Genomic DNA, 16,581 nt, shown 5'->3' with positions numbered 1-16,581 from the left:
AAAAAACACACAAAACCTATTAAAATCCATACTAATGAAATGTTTCCTTCATAAAACTGTCACCCATTTCTTTAGAGGGATCATAAGTATTGATCAAATTTGCTAGGATGCAAGATACAACTGAATAATTTTTCAGCTGTATCTCAAGACTCGATTAGCTTCGCTTTTTAGTACAGGAGGCTATATAGCTTTCGACGGTACTGTGAAGCAACACTATCGCCATCTGGAAGTGAAGCGATAATATCTAAAAACCCCTTTTTTGCTTCACCAAAGTTCATGTCTTTCTTAAGTACCACCAGTAAACTTGCCAATGCCTCTTCTGTTTTACCTACATCTAGCTGAGCTTGAGCTAACTGGCAACGTAAGTCCAAAGATTCTGGTTCAGCCACCAATGCTTGCTCTAGGCGTCTTACCTCTGGTGAATCCTGTGCTGCCGTAGCTTGCGCTAGTTTGGCAACTAAATTGTGGTAATAAGGGTCTCGTTCTTCGTCATTAATGGAATCTAACAGAGCCTGCGCTTCATCAAATTTTTTAATTTGTATGCAGATATCGGAAAACACCAATTTGACTCGAGTATTTCTACTATCGATGTCATACGCTTTTTTCGCATACACAAAGGCATTGTTTAGATCATCTTCTGCTAAAAATTGCTTAGCTTGGTCTAGTAATATTAGTTCAGGCGATGGTAAGTGAGCCGACAACGCTTCTTTTATTTCTTCTTCAGTTTTTACACCTGGTAACATATCGACCGGTGCTCCACCTTTTAAAACCACGATGGTAGGTAAAGCTTGTAAGCCAATTTGTTGAGCAAGCTGAGAGGCTAGAGCTTGCTGAACATCACAATCAATAACACCAATCGTGATATGCTCACTATATGTCGCAGCAATCCCCTCTAATATCTGGTCCTGCTGAACACATTCGGGATTTTGGCCACTATAAAATGTCAACAGTAGCACTTTCTCAGGGTTTGGGTCTGTTATTACTTGCTGAATATTTTCAGGGGTAAGTTGGATTTTATTGCTCATGCTCTGTTATCTGTATAAATAGTTAATATGGTTGATATAGTGGCAATATCTGAATTTACAACTACGAGCATAAACAATTATGTAGAGCTTGGCTTTCTCTTTCGAGTAAATTTCCTCTTTTTTCCTCCGCGCTTTTTCAATGCCATTGTCGGTACTTCTTTTAGCGCAGTTATATTTATAGACTGAGCACTATTAATAAAAACACTCAGCTCGTCACGAAGTGGCTGCATAAATTGGTTATAGGAGGTTTCTTTGTTGGCAATCTTTCCAAGCAATGATTCCCAAAGCGCAGTCCTATCTGGTAATGAGAGCGACTCTGGTAAAGTTTGAATAAATGCTTTGCCAAGCGCCGTAGAGTATATCGTTTTACCGTCTCGTCGCAGAAACTGCCTTTTAAATAATAACTCAATGATCCCAGCTCGAGTTGCTTCTGTTCCAAGTCCATCCGTATCTTTCAATACCTTTTTAATTGATTGATCAGATACAAACCGTGCAATGCCTGTCATTGCACCAAGTAGACTTGCTTCAGTGTAATGTTTTGGCGGCTGAGTTTGCTTCTCTTTCACCTCTCCTTTGTCACATAGTAGCTGCTCCCCTATTTGCAACTCTGGTAAAAGACTTTCCTTCTCTGTTTCTGGTTTTTTATATAGAACTTTAAAACCTTTATCTATTACTTGCTTGGCTTGTGCTTTGAATTGGCCTCCACCGATCTCTAATTCAACCTGAGTTTCATTGTAGCGATATGGGTGAAAGAATTGCGCTAAGTATTGTATCGAGATAAGTTGATAAACTTGCAGTTCTTGATAACCAAGCTGCGCACTGCGAAGCTTTTTAGTAGTTGGAATAATCGCGTGATGCGCTTCGACTTTTTTATCATTCCAGCACGCTCCTTTTTGGCTCATGTCTGCTAACTTAACGTATTTGCTTTCCAACCCCTGATTATGTTCTGCCGCGCAAACCACTTGCTCTCTTTCAGCAAAGTGCTCTTTTGGTAGATAACGGTTATCTGATCTGGGGTATGTGATCAGTTTATGTTTCTCATAGAGTGTTTGACAAATATCCAGCACTTGCTGAGCAGATAAACCATAGCGTTTATTTGCATCAATCTGTAAAGAAGAAAGGTTGTAGGGTAATGGTGGATTTATCTTTTTGGGTTTTGTTTCAACTTGCTTTACCGTTGCTTGCTTTTTATTGATCCGAGCAGCGACATTTTCGGCCAAAGCTTTTACCAAGACACGCCCATCTTCATCCATATAAGGCTTACATGCTTCACTTGGCACCCACTTAGCTTCAAAAATTCCCCAATCCGGTTTATTGATGTGTGCAATCACTTCATAAAAGGGTTTAGATACAAAGCTCTCAATTTCGAGATCCCTTCTAACAACCAAGCCGAGTACCGGAGTTTGCACTCTGCCAACCGACAAAACAGTATTCACACCCGCTTTTTGCCCAGCCAACGTAAATGCTCTGGTTAGATTCATACCAAAGAGCCAATCGGCTCGAGCTCTTGCAAGCGCAGACACACTTAAAGGGATAAATTCTTGGTTGGAACGTGTTGAGGCCAGTGCCTTTTTCACGGCTTGTGGATTCAAGTCACTGATCAACAAGCGTTGAATCGTTGCTCTTTTTTGTTCTGGCAGCGATACGTATTGAAATACTTCGTCTACAAGCAGCTGCCCTTCTCTATCGGGATCTCCTGCATGATATATTTCGTCAGCTTTTGTGAGTAATCGTTTTAATGTAGTAAGCTGCTTTTTTGTTTTAGCTTTTGCTTTAAACTGCCATTGCGCTGGCATGATTGGTAGATCATGAAACTGCCACTTTTTATACTTAGCGTCATAATCTTCAGGCTCAGCTTGCTCAAGTAAGTGGCCAATACACCAAGAAACCACATCACCGTTGGCAAGCTCTATGTATCCATCTTGTTTTTTGTGAGGTTTTGGCAAAACATCTGCAATTGCTCTGCCTAAGGAAGGTTTTTCAGCGATATATAGTTTCATGATTATATTAACTGTATATAGATACAGTTAATATAATCAATTTTTTCGAGAAAGGCCATAACTATCAAGTGACTGCTACAACCTTCCACGATTAGCTTTACTTAAGTTGTCAACAAGTTCAACTGCTTATGCTTTTGCTCAACTATTTGTGTCATAGAACTTGCAGCTAGCTCTACTTCATCCGCAAATTGAGATAGCTCTGCCGCCGCATCTGAGATCCCTGTGGTATTTGTGTTAATTTCCTCCGTAACCATACTTTGCTCCTCTGCTGCTGTCGCTATCTGAGTTACTTCGTTAGAAATGCTGGTAAGCTCTCCTACTAGTGTGCTCATTAACCGCGCTGACTCTTGGCAGTAACTCACTGCGTCTTCGCCTAATTTTACAGAGCTTTCAATTATTCGACCGGAATTTGCAACTTCGCTTTGCAAGTTATCTATAAGCTTACTTATATCATCTGTTGACGCTTGAGTTTTCGATGCCAAAGCTCTAACTTCATCAGCAACAACCGCAAAGCCACGCCCCTGCTCTCCTGCTCTCGCGGCTTCAATTGCCGCATTCAAAGCAAGCAAGTTAGTTTGTTCAGCGATTGCTCTGATCACTTCGAGTATTTTTGAAATATCATCGCTACGTTCCGATACTTTAACCACAGCTTGTTTTGCATCAATAACTTGATCCGCCATTGATTGTACGGTTTCAGTCGTTTTAATAATGCTTTGCTCGCTTTGTTGAACTTGGTCTGCCGCTTGGTTAGTACTGGCTGCCGCCTTCTCGGACGCCCTTGCGACCTCTGAGGCTGTCGCACTTAATTCGTTAATCGCGGTTACAACGCTGTCGATTTCTAAATGCTGATTCGCGACTTTATTTTTGATATTAATAGCAGCTTCTGTAGTGCGATGAGACTGTTCATAAGAAGACTCCGCAAGCCCTTTAAGATCATCAATCATATTTCTGAGCTTTTCGGTAAAGCGATTAAAGCCTTGAGCTAATGCGATAAGCTCTGCATGATGGCTCACTTCTAATTCGTGCGTTAGATCTCCCTCGCTAGATGCTAAGTTCTCTACTCGTTTTTGAATATGAGTCAAAGGACCAATAATCGTGTTAACCAATACAAATGCAATCGCGATCCCTATTGCTGCGATCACCACTCCAATTGTCAGCATCCAGCGTCCTACAGAGTTAGCTGACTCCTCTAATTGACTTTGCAAAGTAGTAGCAGACTCGAGTGCTATCGCTTTTGGTAATTCAATGACCAAAGACCAGGTTGTATTAGGTAACTTGATATTGATTGGCACGGATACAACCAAGTCATTCTCTAAATTTTCAATACCAGTTCCTTTGTGTAGCGACTGTAAAACGTCAGCGCGCTCGGTAGTTGTTGACTCGGCCAGTGGACGTGCAAGCTTGTCATAATGACTGGATCCGACCACAAGACCTAAATCACTCAGCAAGGTTACTTTAGCTGCTCCCGAATAAAGCGACTCAGATAGCTCGTCAACCAGCGTCTGGAAAATAGGCAAATTAACATCCACGCCGACCAAGCCTTTAAATTGACGATTAACAACAACAGGGACTGTAAGCGAGGTCATTAGCATCTCATTGCCCGCTGATATTTCATATAAATATGGCTCCATGATACATGGCGCCACTTTATCTTTTGCACAGAGATACCACTCAGCTTCACGCAAACCAAATTCGTTGATGTTATCAAGGTACTTTGCTTCAGCTGACTCAACTTTTTGTTGCACAGGTCCTGTAGATTCTTGTGTAAAATAAAGCTCCAACGTTCCTGATTTAACAACTGAATGTGAAGCGCCTTCCGTAAAGCGAGTATCATCACCGTCATAACCGTTCGGCTCAAATTGTGCGTACATGGAAGAGACGAACCTATTTTGCTCTAGTGCACCAAACACCACTTCTTGAACTTGCTCTCGACTCAGTGGGTTTTCCTTGGAAGTATGGGACAATATCCCAGCCAAAGTATAGGGTACTCTGTAGGCTTCATTAATAAACCCTGATACCCTTTGACCATATTGGTTGGCTTTTGCTACCAACCCTTGAGAAATTTCATCGTATATTGCTTGTTGAACTCCTTTGCTCTGCTTTGCATTTTCCTCCGCTAGATGAAACCACATCGTTGCCACTAATATAACAACTAAACTCGTTACTAATACTGTTACAAAAAATAAGAGTTTGTTTTTAATTGAAGCTTGTTTCATAACATTCCCAATTTTTAGCGTTTACATGCAAACGAATTGCACCATACATTCTTCTTAACTTGATAAAAATGGTTAACCTGAGCGCCGCACAATCAAAGCTTTCTAGTCGCCAGTTTTGTAAAAGCAGTGAATTGAACATTTTTACCTGAACCACAAGTTACCCATACGTATTCTTATCGGCAAGTATGAAGTCTTGTTTAACTGTAGCAAAAAATTTAATAACGCACCGAGGATTATGCAGCTAAAAATACTACTTATTTGAAAGTAACGTATTGACTAGTAAATAGAAGATACATTTGAAACTGCTAAAGTTTAGCGCAACGCCAAAGGAGAGAAGATAATTTATTTTAGTATGCTCGCCATGGCATTTAGACCAAGAGGCTCCTTTTCAAGCAGTCTCTTGGTCTAAATGCCATTGATAGAAGCTGGTGGATGCTAAAAGTAGTGCCTAAGCACTACTTTTTTATTTTATCCTTACCCGTTGTTTTTTCATTACTAGGTAATCTGTGATGAATGGCCGACTTTATCAACATATAGCCTGAAATAGGGGCAGTAAGTAGCAAGAATATAGAAATTAGAATTTCTTTCACACTAATACCATCCGATGTTGTACTAAAATATACCATTGCAGAGGTTAGTAAGCATGCCATTCCTAACGTTGTTGCTTTTGTCGGGCCATGAAGACGCATAAAAAAGTCAGGCATCTTCACCAGCCCAATTGAACCGACCAGTACAAAGGAACCTCCAAGTAACAATAATATAGAAATAATCCACTCTGACATTCTGTTGCCGCTCCTATTCAATAATGTCGCCACGTAACAAGTATTTACATACAGCTACTGTGCTCACAAAACCCAACATTGCAATCAGCAAGGCCGCTTCAAAGTAAAGTGCGGTCCCCATACTCATGCCGTATAAAATAATCAATGCAATTGTATTGATATACATTGTATCAAGCGCCAAGATCCTATCGGGAATAGATGGCCCGACAACTAACCGCCAAAGGTTCAGTAATAGAGACACACCTATCATAGCGAAGACAATGAGAATTACCGTTTCTAACATTCAAAGATCTCCTTTAGAGGCTTTTCATAGCGCAATTTTATGGTGTCAATCAGTAACTGCTCATCTTTAAGATCAAGTACATGTATCAACAGGTACTTACGTTCTGAATGCTGTTTATCTCCCAGCGACTCAGGCCATGGATATACTTCTGCGCTTACGGTACCAGGCGTTAACGATACCGTGCTGGCTAAAATAGTGATGGGCATCGCTTGGTCAATGTCAAGCGGTACTAATACAAAGCCTGGCTGTAACTTTTTTGTTGGTCCTAAGATTTTTATCGCTACTTCTACATTTGCAGTGATAATGTCGTATAAAACCAGCAGCAAATGAGTAACTGCACGCCAAGGTCTTATTATTAACGGTTGTTTTGTTCTGAAGCGATAGGTGATTAGCGGGATAACTATCGCCAGTATGGTGCCCAAAATAATGTGTCCAGCTGAAACACTGTTATTCAGCAATAGCCACACCAAAAAGAGTAGCAAACTGCGAAACGGCGTAGGTAGCCATTTAAATCGAGCTTCTAATCGCATTTATTTCGCTCCTTTTAACACTGCATTTGTCATGCTAGAAAAGTCATGCAAAGAATTTGCTGCTGAGAGTGCATAGTCAGTCAACGACCCAGCAAAAATGACCATTAATGGAGCACAAGTGATAAGTACAAGCACTGCGACTATTTGCGCTGGATGCGCGTTTTCAGCAGAATGTGTATCCGCTTTACCTGTATGATGCCAAAACACTGTACTACCAGCTTTAGAGACACTGACCAAGACGGCCAAACTGACCAACAAGTACACTCCCCAGAACCAGTAAGTGTGACTCGATTCAAGCGTTGATTTTAAGATCCATACTTTGCCGATGAAGCCTGATAATGGTGGCATACCGATAACAGTAATTGCTGCGATAGCAAAGAAGATACCGAGCAACATGGGTTGAGATACAGGACGACCAGCGGTTATTCTGTCTCCGACTTTCCCTCTTTGTTTGCCAATTAAATCGGCGATCAAAAAGAGTGCTGCTGACACTAAGGTTGAGTGCACCAGATAGTAAATTGCGGCGGCGCTACTATTTACTGATTGTACCGCCACTAATGCCACCAAAGTGCCGACAGACACTACTACCAAATTCGCTGACAATTTACGTAAATCTTGACTTGCAAGTACACCTATTCCACCCATGATTATCGTTGCTAATGCAAGCCACCACAGCCACTCTTGCGCCATGTGGCTTAACTCACCTGCCTGGTCTCCAAATACTAGGGTATAAACGCGCATCATCGAATATACACCCACTTTTGTCATTATGGCGAACAGTGCTGCAACAACCGGCAATGCCGTGGCATAAGTATTAGGTAACCAGAGATGTAGCGGTAACAATGCACCTTTGAGAGCAAATACGACAAGTAGCAGAAGGCCGCCAATTTTTGCAAGATATACATCGTCGCCCTGCAAGAAAGTGATTTTATATGCCATATCAGCCATGTTAAGCGTGCCCAGCACACCATACAAAATGCCTAAGGCAATCAAAAATACCGAAGAGCCAACTAAATTTAGAATAACATATTGTAACGAGGCGCGCGTATTGTGCTTGTCGCCTCCATGCATCAGCAAGGCATAGGAAGCAATCAACAAAATTTCAAAAAATACGAATAAATTGAATGCGTCACCAGTTAAAAACGCACCATTTACGCCCATCACTAAAAAATGCAGCAATGGATGGAAGAAGCTGCCCTTTTCATCATCTCCAGCACAGCTATATAGTGAGCAAACGAAACAAAGCAGCGCTGTTAAACTTACCAACAAAGTCGAGAGCTGATCTGCAACTAACACGATACCAAATGGGGCTTGCCAGTTGCCTATTGCATAAACTTGAATTCCAGTCTGATCCACATGCAGTAAAAGCGACACGCATACTGCAAATGTAACCAATGACATAATTACGGAAACTTTACGTCTAATGTCTACATTTTTTCCACAAGGAGGCATAAGCAGGATCACCCCTGCTAGCATTGGCAATAATACCGGTAAAGAGGTCAAATGTTGGATCATGCTTTACCCTTTTTCTCAGGAACAATGCCATTGACGTGGTCATTCCCCAAATCAGAACGCCCACGGATAGCTAAAATCACTACAAACGCAGTCATCGCAAAACCGATAACGATAGCCGTAAGCACTAAAGCTTGTGGCAATGGATCTGCATAATCACTACTGTAACCAAGCACAGCTGCCTTATTTAATGTTAACCGGCCTGATGCAAACAAGAATAAATTAACGGCATAGGACAACATCGTTAAGCCCAGTACCACAGGGAATGTTCTTGCTCTTAAAATTAAAAATACGCCGCAGGCAACTAACAGGCCTACGCACGATGCGTATAGCAATTCCATTATATATTCACCTCTTCTTTAGGCGCATTTGCCGTTACTTTTCCTAGGCTTGCCAAAATCATTAATGTTGCACCAACCACTGTTATGTAAACACCGAGGTCAAACGCAATGGCGCTGGCAAGTTCAGTTTTACCAACCAGAGGTATATCAAAATAATCAAACCAAGATGTTAAGAATGGGCGGTCAAAGAACCAACTCCCCACACCAGTTGCGAGTGAAATAGCGATACCCGTTGCGATAATCTTTCGATAATTCACATCAAAGCGCTCAGCTATCCAATTTGAGCCATGTGCAATGTACTGCAAAATAAAGGCTATTGCGGTAACAAGCCCTGCGATAAATCCACCACCAGGCAGGTTGTGGCCACGCAAGAAAATATAAACCGACACAAGTAACGCAAGCGGCAATAGGCTTTGTGAGATACTTGCTAGCAATAAAGGATACTTCTCTTTAGCCCAAGGCCTACCCTCACTATCGCTACCAGGCATAAATAGTGGAAGATTAATAAGCAATTTATAAATGCCAAGTGCCGCGATACCTAGTACTGTAATTTCGCCCAGCGTATCAAAACCACGGAAGTCCACTAAGATGACGTTAACAACATTCGTACCGCCACCGCCTACTTTCGCGTTTGCGATAAAGAACTCTGAAATACTATCCAGAGGCCTTGTGATCAACGCATAACTAATGCTCCCGATGATCACACCAATGGCTGAAGCTATCCCTAAATCACGTAACACCCGAATAGAGCTAGACTCTTTTGGCGTCCTTTGTGGTAAGAAGAATAACGCCAGCATTAGTAGAATTATAGTTACGACCTCTACTGTTAACTGAGTTAAGGCTAGATCAGGAGCTGAGAAACGCGTAAAGGCAACCGATACCATTAAACCAACGACAGAAATCATTAATAGTGCGACCATACGAGTACGGTGCCAAATCACGGTTCCTATCGCACCAATCATTAATAACCCTGCACCAATCGCATTGTGAACATCAATGGGCGTTGGCTCCATATTTCCAACCAGCTGCGACATTTCAAATAATGGCCAACCAGCACTTACTAGCACTACAATGAACATCAGCATTAAGTAACGCTGAAGTGAGCCATTTTCAATTGCGTTGATGCGTGCACGGCTCCATGAAACGATGTTGTACATGGTACGCTCAAAGACTTTTTTGGCATTCATCGGTGGCAGTGAAGCTTGGAATTGAAATAGATATTTACGTTGTGTGTAAATGAATAAGCCACCGCAAACAGCTAAGCCACTCATTAATAAAGGCAGATTAAAACCATGCCAGATTGCAATCTCAAACACGGGCGCGGCTTCGCCAAGTACAGCACTTGATGCCGTTTTCAACATTCCGTCCACAACAAAATTTGGGAACATACCAACAATCAAGCACAATGCCACAAGTATTTCGATAGGAAAACGCATATACCTTGGCGCTTCATGTGGCTCTTTTGGTAAGTCAATAGGTTCACCGTTAAAGAAAACATCGTGAATAAACCGTGCTGAATATGCCACCGAAAACGCACCCGCAACTGTCGCCAAGATAGGTATCAACCAAGACATTGAACCAAGCAATTGCTGATGTAGCGTTTCAGCAAAGAACATCTCTTTGGATAGGAAGCCATTCAATAAAGGAACTCCCGCCATAGCCGATGCCGCAACCATCGCCAACGTCGCTGTATATGGCATAAATCGCCACATACCATTGAGCTTACGCATATCACGAGTACCAGTCTCGTGATCGATGATTCCGGTAGCCATAAATAGCGATGCTTTAAATGTCGCGTGATTAATGATGTGGAATACCGCCGCAACTGTTGCAAGCTCAGTGTCTAAGCCGAGCAACAAAGTGATTAAGCCCAAGTGGCTAATCGTTGAAAACGCCAGAAGGCCTTTTAGATCATGTTTAAATAACGCAATATAGGCGCCAACGAGCAGCGTTGCTAAGCCAGTTAAGCCTACGAGAATAAACCACAGCTCTGTACCCGCTAGCGCAGGATAAAAACGTGCTAGTAAGAATATACCTGCTTTTACCATAGTTGCAGAATGTAAATAGGCACTGACAGGTGTTGGCGCAGCCATCGCGTGTGGCAACCAAAAGTGAAATGGGAACTGCGCTGATTTTGTGAACGCACCGAGTAACACAAGGATCAAAGCAACTTCATACAAAGCATGTGATTGAATAAGCTCTCTGCTGGACAAGATAACATCAAGGTTATAGCTTCCAACAATATCACCGATGAGCATAAGGCCCGCAAGCAGTGCTAATCCGCCGCCGCCAGTAATCGCCAGTGCCATCTTCGCACCCTTACGCGCTTCAGATTTATGCCACCAATAGCTAATAAGTAAAAATGAGCTAATACTGGTAAGCTCCCAAAAGAGCCACAACTGCAACACATTATTGGACATTACAATACCAAGCATAGCTGTCATAAAGAGCATTAGATAAGCATACAGCTTGGGCATTGAGTCGTTGGCGCTTAGGTAATATCTGGCATAAAAGATAACCAGCATACCAATACCTAAGATCATAAAGACAAACAACAGTGCCAAGCCATCGAGTCTGAAGGCAATGTTGATATCGAGAAGCGGAACCCATTCGAATGTCGATCGAATAGTTTCTCCTGCAAAAACAGCAGGCGCATGGTCAATAGCGAGTAAAAGTGCCAATGCTGGCGCTACTAAGGTTATAGCAGTTGACTGATTACGAGAGAGCTTTCCCGTGAATGCAGAGATAAAACTGCCAATTAAGGATAGCAAGGGTATCCAAAATAAAGTCATAGATGAAACCTTTTATTTGCGTCGTTATGGCTCGTTTCGGTTAACATGCTGATGCGCCCTCCAAGTTGGAGCAATCGGTACACGTTCACCACACGTACATGAACCCTGTTATACTTGATTAGTGTTTGAGTTGTCTAGGGTTTCACTTTCTAGCTGATGCTATTTTAGACAACCTTAACAAACTATTCAGAATAAATTCAAAATTATTCGGCAGAATTAACCGCTAAGTTATCTTTGGAACGCTGTGAATTCAGCACTAAGAGCCATTTCTTACGGTAGGTTTCATTTAATTTGATTGATTGATATTCAAGTAAAGAATGTACTTTAGATGGCTTGTATGACGGCAATTTACCATGCTCGCACGTGCGACTGGGCACCCAATTGTTTGGTGCTTGTTCACCAACGTAAAGATTTGGTGCCTTATGGCCTGAATTGGCGCATAACCATTTTGCCTTTTCAGTGGCGACAGGGTATTCATCCTCAAAACCGCTAAAGTGCATCAGCTCATGAATAAACGTGTTATAGGTACTATCAGGCGTTAAAGTCATCGTGTGATGACGTACATTAGCTAAACCATCACGAGCCATTAATACCAGATGGTCATAATGTGCAAAAGTATCGCTATTTTGCAATTTACATGTCGCAAAGCCGCGGTATTTCTCGCAGTTTAACTTTTCAGCAACATAAATCGGTCTTGATAGGCAATATACTCCCCTCTTTGGCTCTGGCCTTAGCTCGAAAGCACGCTTTAGCACCTGCAGATGATGCAGCCCCTTAAGATCACTGGCAATAAGTGCTAACGTAAACTGGCAAGATTGTGATCCCCATTGCATTTGAGAACTTAGTTGAAATGGCGCTAAAAGTGCACTTTGTGAAAATGAGCTAACTGGCTTACCGCGCCAAACTTGCAGCAAAGTAGTATATTCCTCGCTCAATGTGTAACGAGTCGACAGCGCTTGTAATGTGTCAAAAGCCCCCTGCTTCACGATGTCGTGCAGCAGTGCCTGTCGTTGTGTTTGACTAAAACGCCCCCAAGCATCTAACAGAAAAAGCTCCGCTTTAATCATTTGACTAGCATCAAGTATTCTTTTAAGACGCTCAAATTCCCAATTAGGCTGCTGCAATCTCGCGATTGTGTTGAGTAATTTATCCGTTGCATGTTCTGGTGCGAGCTTGAACCTTGAGGCAATCTGAAAGTAGCTGGTGGGATTCGCCACTATGAGGCCAGATTGCTGCTCAGGCGACAGGTGTGCAAAGTTAGGGCTGCTAGAAACAAGCAGCCCTAATAAAATTGTTGATAGAAGAAAGTTAACTAGCGTCTGGTTCTTCATCTAAGCGAGCAAGCAAGTCAAGCTCTAAACGAGCATATTTATGCTCAACAAACTCAAAAACATTAGTCGCAAGCGCAAGTTTGAAATAATTAATGGCTGAAGCGATATCTCCTGTCGCCTGAGCTTGCTTTGCCAAATAAAAATAGGCCTCACATAAACGTTGTGCGTATTCTTCTTGTGTACTTACACCTTCAGCAATTTGCGCCAAAAACTGTGGCTCAGACAAGGTGCCTAGATAAAGCTCCACGAGTTGAGAAGACCATTCATTTGGATCCAGTGACTCGCTATTCGCCGACAATGTTTGTTTTGCAAGCTCGGGATCCACTTGAGACTGAGCTAAGTACAACCACATTATCCGATATGCGTCTTTGGGCGCCCGTGCTAAAAATGCCTTAAAGTCTTGTACTGCTAATGCTGGTCTTTCGCCATAATATAGTGCAATACCTCGATTCAGGTAGGCGTACTCATGCTGTTCATCAAGCTCCAACACCGCATCAAACATTTCGTAGGCACGACCATAGTTTTGCTCTAACGTCTGGTGGATACCCAAAAAGTTATACACCTCAGCCAAGTCAGGTTTAAGTTGCACCGCACGGTTAAAATCGATACGCGCAAGTGTCTGTAACCCTATGCTATCGTATAGCATACCCCTGTTATAAAGTAGCTGAGCACGCTGTTCTACCGCCATATCAGGCTGTAACAGTAGCTCGTTGAATCGAGCAATGGCAATTTCATTTCGAAAATTTGCCTGAAGTGGTACTGCAAGCGGAACATTTACAATGTTTTTAGTGGCCTCTGTCGGTGTGCTTTTACATCCAACCAGCCCTAATAGCATCAATGGCACAACTATATTCGCTAACTTCATTTCCTTCCTCATTCAATGGCATTCGCCCGTTTAGAGTTGCTATATCGGTTTGCTTAATTAAATTTTATATTTTAAAGCGATAAAATATTGCCAATAAAACCGCTTCCCAACTCAGCCAACGCCAAACTATCTATGACCACATAAAAAAGCAATAGCGTTGCAACCTAATTACTCACTAAAAGCTCCTTTTACTCTGCTGACGTAAGCTCTCTCAAAATGAGCGAGTATTAAGCAAAATAGCATTACTAAATCACCAATATTACCTATTATACGATTTAGCTGTAACCTCTATAGACTAGGTAAAGTCTGTTTTGTTTCATTATTTTATATTAATTTGCTTAATTAAGTGAGCTATTTTGAGGTACAAGAGCCATGTCGATAACATCGTTACCACCACTTATACCGGCAAGGTGCACTCATTATTATACCTATGATCTTAATTAAGAGGTCTATCTTGAGGCGAGAAAATCTCGTCAATCAGTAGGCAAAAATTTTGCTATTTAGTTGTTCTAGATAAGAAATTTTTAACGCTGTTAACATCATCTGCGCATAAAAAAAGGGGCCATTCAGCCCCTTTGCACTTCTAATCTACGTAAAAAGTAATGTTTAAATTACTCTGCGCCTTCTTCTTTTGGCTGCTCCGCGTTAGACTCTAGTGCTTCTTTGATACTTAAACGTACACGACCTTGACGGTCTACCTCTAATACCTTAACTTTTACTTCTTGGCCTACAGTTAAGTGATCAGACACGTTATTTACACGCTCTGTGCTGATCTGTGAGATATGTACTAAGCCATCTTTGCCAGGAAGTACATTAACGAATGCGCCAAAGTCAACGATACGGATAACTTTACCAGTGTAAAGCGTACCTACTTCAAGTTCAGCTGTAAGGGCTTCGATACGTGAGATAGCTGCTTTTGCGCTATTACCATTCGTTGCAGCGATCTTGATTGTACCGTCGTCTTCAATTTCAATCGTTGTGTCTGTTTCTTCAGTAAGCTGACGAATTGTCGCACCACCTTTACCGATAACTTCAGCAATCTTCTTCGCTGGGATCTTCATCGTGTAGATACGTGGAGCAAATTCAGATAACTCTTCTGAAGGCGCAGCAATCGCTTGATCCATCACACCTAGGATGTGTAGTCGAGCCGCTTTCGCTTGGCGAAGTGCGATTTGCATGATTTCTTTGGTGATACCTTCAATCTTGATATCCATTTGTAGTGCAGTTACACCATTTGCTGTACCCGCTACTTTAAAGTCCATATCACCTAAGTGATCTTCGTCACCAAGGATGTCAGAAAGTACAACGAAATCTTCGCCTTCTTTTACTAGACCCATCGCGATACCAGCAACTGACGCTTTAACTGGAACACCCGCATTCATCAGCGCAAGTGAAGTACCACATACTGATGCCATTGAAGATGAACCGTTTGATTCAGTGATCTCAGATACTACACGTACTGAATATGGGAATTCAGCTAGAGTTGGCATCACTGCCGCAATACCACGCTTAGCTAGATTACCGTGGCCGATTTCGCGACGCTTAGGAGAGCCTACAAAACCCGTTTCACCTACACAGAATGGAGGGAAGTTATAGTGCAGCATGAAGTGATGCTTGTGAGTACCTGTTAGGTCATCTAGCATCTGCGCGTCACGCTCAGTACCAAGAGTTGCTGTTACAAGTGCCTGAGTTTCACCACGAGTAAAGATTGCAGAACCGTGAGTACGTGGCAGTACACCTGTCATTACGTCTAGTGCACGAACCATGTCTGGTTCACGACCGTCGATACGTTTTTCGCCAGCGATGATGCGGCTACGTACAATTTTCTTCTCAAGTGAGCTGAATTCTTTACCTACCACTTGCTCATCTAGTGACTCGCCTTCAGCAACTTCAGCGCCTAGTTTTTCAATAACTTCTGCTTTTGCTTCAGAAAGTGCTTCTTTACGTGCAACTTTGTCAATAATACGGTAAGCATCACCTACTTTTTGTTCAGCGATAGCCGCAACTTTTTCGGTAAGTGTTAGGTCTTTTTCTGGTGCAGCCCAATCCCATGCAGCTTTACCAGCTTCAGCACGGAACTCTTCGATTGCTTTGATGATAGCTTGTGATTGCTCGTGACCATAAACCACAGCGCCAAGCATTTCTTCTTCAGTCAGTACTTCAGCTTCTGATTCAACCATTAATACTGCGTTTTCAGTACCAGCAACAACCAAGTCAAGCTTACTTGTCTCTAGCTCTTTAAGAGTTGGGTTTAGTACATATTGACCGTCGATGAAACCAACGCGCGCTGCACCTAGAGGACCATTAAATGGAATACCCGAGATAGCCAGTGCAGCTGAAGTACCAATCAAAGCAACGATATCAGGTTGGATCTCTGGATTTACAGAAACCACTGTCGCGATAACCTGAACTTCGTTTACGAAGCCATCTGGGAATAGAGGACGAATTGGACGGTCAATAAGACGAGCTGTTAATGTCTCACCGTCTGAAGGACGACCTTCACGCTTCAAGAAACCACCAGGGATACGACCCGCAGCATACATTTTTTCTTGGTAGTTAACAGTCAGTGGGAAAAAGTCTTGACCCGGTGCTGCTTCTCTTTTACCAACTACAGTAACAAGTACTGAAGTATCGCCAATGCTTGCAAGTACTGCGCCGTCAGCTTGACGCGCGATAGCACCTGTCTCTAGTGTCACCGTGTGTTGACCTAGTTGAAATTCTTTAATAATTGCTTGCACAATATTTTCCTTACTAAATTGTTTTCAACGCCAACAGGGACCAATCACAGTCTTAAATAAACTCATCATAATTTACTTAAGCACTACAATTGGCAGACCAATTGACGTTTGTTTAAAAGTATTTTTAAACGGTTGTAAGTATACTGATAGAACAGCCACAAAAAAA

12 protein-coding genes are annotated in these 16,581 nt (G+C 42.2%); all 12 read right to left on the bottom strand.

Going from position 1 to position 16,581, the window contains the following annotated elements; all coding sequences use genetic code 11:
- Positions 1–167: 167 nt before the first annotated feature.
- Positions 168–1,025 carry a tetratricopeptide repeat protein gene (locus tag D9603_RS16110; protein ID WP_125252170.1) on the bottom strand — a complete coding sequence of 286 codons (858 nt, stop codon included), beginning with the start codon at positions 1,023–1,025 and terminating at the stop codon, positions 168–170.
- Positions 1,026–1,102: 77 nt separating this feature from the next.
- Positions 1,103–3,025, bottom strand: coding sequence for a DNA topoisomerase III (locus tag D9603_RS16105; protein ID WP_128732075.1), 1,923 nt, complete (start codon positions 3,023–3,025; stop codon positions 1,103–1,105).
- Between the two features lie 101 nt (positions 3,026–3,126).
- Positions 3,127–5,241 (bottom strand): methyl-accepting chemotaxis protein, encoded by a 2,115-nt coding sequence (locus D9603_RS16100; protein ID WP_128732074.1) that lies wholly within the window; start codon positions 5,239–5,241, stop codon positions 3,127–3,129.
- A gap of 455 nt (positions 5,242–5,696) precedes the next feature.
- A complete protein-coding gene (locus D9603_RS16095; RefSeq protein ID WP_128732073.1) occupies positions 5,697–6,023 on the bottom strand; it encodes a Na+/H+ antiporter subunit G in 327 nt (108 codons plus the stop codon).
- 13 nt (positions 6,024–6,036) lie between these two features.
- Positions 6,037–6,306 carry a K+/H+ antiporter subunit F gene (locus D9603_RS16090; RefSeq protein ID WP_010370838.1) on the bottom strand — a complete coding sequence of 90 codons (270 nt, stop codon included), beginning with the start codon at positions 6,304–6,306 and terminating at the stop codon, positions 6,037–6,039.
- Positions 6,300–6,836, bottom strand: coding sequence for a Na+/H+ antiporter subunit E (locus D9603_RS16085; RefSeq protein WP_128732072.1), 537 nt, complete (start codon positions 6,834–6,836; stop codon positions 6,300–6,302). Before D9603_RS16085 ends, D9603_RS16090 begins: the two co-directional genes overlap by 7 nt.
- Positions 6,837–8,351: a monovalent cation/H+ antiporter subunit D gene (locus D9603_RS16080; protein WP_128732071.1), complete on the bottom strand. Its 1,515-nt coding sequence runs from the start codon at positions 8,349–8,351 to the stop codon at positions 6,837–6,839.
- Positions 8,348–8,689 (bottom strand): Na+/H+ antiporter subunit C, encoded by a 342-nt coding sequence (locus D9603_RS16075; protein WP_125252176.1) that lies wholly within the window; start codon positions 8,687–8,689, stop codon positions 8,348–8,350. Before D9603_RS16075 ends, D9603_RS16080 begins: the two co-directional genes overlap by 4 nt.
- Complete coding sequence (locus tag D9603_RS16070) at positions 8,689–11,481, bottom strand: monovalent cation/H+ antiporter subunit A (RefSeq protein WP_125252177.1); 2,793 nt, start codon at positions 11,479–11,481, stop codon at positions 8,689–8,691. The genes D9603_RS16075 and D9603_RS16070 overlap by 1 nt, the downstream gene beginning before the upstream one ends.
- A gap of 203 nt (positions 11,482–11,684) precedes the next feature.
- Complete coding sequence (locus tag D9603_RS16065) at positions 11,685–12,812, bottom strand: hypothetical protein (RefSeq protein ID WP_128732070.1); 1,128 nt, start codon at positions 12,810–12,812, stop codon at positions 11,685–11,687.
- Positions 12,790–13,677: a lipoprotein NlpI gene (gene nlpI, locus D9603_RS16060; RefSeq protein WP_128732069.1), complete on the bottom strand. Its 888-nt coding sequence runs from the start codon at positions 13,675–13,677 to the stop codon at positions 12,790–12,792. Before nlpI ends, D9603_RS16065 begins: the two co-directional genes overlap by 23 nt.
- Before the next feature lie 611 nt (positions 13,678–14,288).
- Positions 14,289–16,415, bottom strand: coding sequence for a polyribonucleotide nucleotidyltransferase (gene pnp, locus D9603_RS16055; RefSeq protein WP_128732068.1), 2,127 nt, complete (start codon positions 16,413–16,415; stop codon positions 14,289–14,291).
- Between the last annotated feature and the right edge of the window lie 166 nt (positions 16,416–16,581).

The organism is Pseudoalteromonas sp. PS5 (genome assembly GCF_004103255.1).
Lineage (GTDB): Bacteria > Pseudomonadota > Gammaproteobacteria > Enterobacterales > Alteromonadaceae > Pseudoalteromonas > Pseudoalteromonas peptidolytica.
Note: the sequence above shows the minus strand (reverse complement) of the source record. Positions and strands in the feature narration are given on the sequence as shown.